General features: G+C 43.2%; 1 protein-coding gene. It reads right to left on the reverse strand.

Features of this window, described 5'->3' with window-relative positions:
* Positions 1-1,251 (reverse strand): AAA family ATPase (locus R8N46_RS24890; protein ID WP_318189732.1); only part of this gene is annotated, 1,251 nt, incomplete at both ends.

Here is a 1,251-nt window from a genome sequence, read left to right on the forward strand (position 1 = left end):
GCCTACCGCTTGTACTCGGCCAAATTGGTCCACCGCGCCAGTCACCGCGATTTGTTGATTAACCGGGGATTCAGACAGTGCACTTACCAAACAACATAACTCTGCCAATGAAGCACTATCACCATCCACTTCACTATAGGACTGCTCGAAAACAATAGACGCAGAGTAAGGCAGTGGCTCATCCAAATTCAAAGCAGAGCTTAGAAATGCTTGCATGATCATCATGCCTTTCGCATGAAGATTGCCTCCAAGTTCAGCTTTGCGCTCAACATCGGAAATGTCACCATCTCCAAAGTGAATAACACATGAAATTCGCGCTGGCTCGCCATAAGAGACAGGATGCCCGGCCATATCAATAACCGTGAGTCCGTTAATTTGGCCGACTTGTTCACCAGTAGTCTCAATGATGACCTGACCATCAAGAATGTCATAAACTGCACGTTGAGGAAGGTAAGACTCTCGATAATATTTATCGTCGATGGCTTTATCTATCGCCACATAATCAATGATATTTTGATCGCTAAACTGAGCAGCTAAGCTAAGTAGTTGGCAATGCCACATCACACCTAAAGGCAAATAATGTTGGTCCTCAGTTAAACGCATGCCTGCTAATAGTAACCGTTGAAAAGCACCTTCATCCAACGAGGGGAAACCGTACTCCGAACAAATCCAATTCACCAAACCTACATACAACTCTAAGTTACTCGCAGATAAGTGGATATCTTCTTCAACTTCGGTATACATCGTTAGGCCGGTTGAAAAATCTTCGTCAACATACTCAAGGTCGGCCAATTGATTACGATCGCCAGTAACAATAATCTTAACGTCAAATTCTTTTTCATCGGCCGTTAAAATAGGTAGTCGAGTAGGGCTTACATTCAAGGGTTTTACTGGCTTTCCTTGAATGGCAGACTTAATGCTCGGCCAATATCCGGGATTCGCCAAAATTAGGTTCGCTGGTAAAATCAAATACCCGCCGTTAGCCTTGGAAAGTAATCCAGCTTCAACTACAACATCGCCTTTTAAATCAACACTGTAGCGATCAAACAAGAGCTTTGCGTCCAAAGACTCTGTCATTATTGCAGGCTCCGAATCATCAGTGACCACGTCACAAATAAACTTACGATAAACCGTATTATCTGCACAGTTTATTACCAAAAATCGAGTCAAGCCTTTGATTTTCTTAAATCGTTCAACAGTAGCGAGGAGTCTTGGTTGAAGTTCTACGAACTTCTTCTTAGGTAGAGAGGA

The sequence above is a fragment of the Vibrio sp. 1874 genome, from assembly GCF_033344395.1.
Lineage (GTDB): Bacteria > Pseudomonadota > Gammaproteobacteria > Enterobacterales > Vibrionaceae > Vibrio > Vibrio alginolyticus.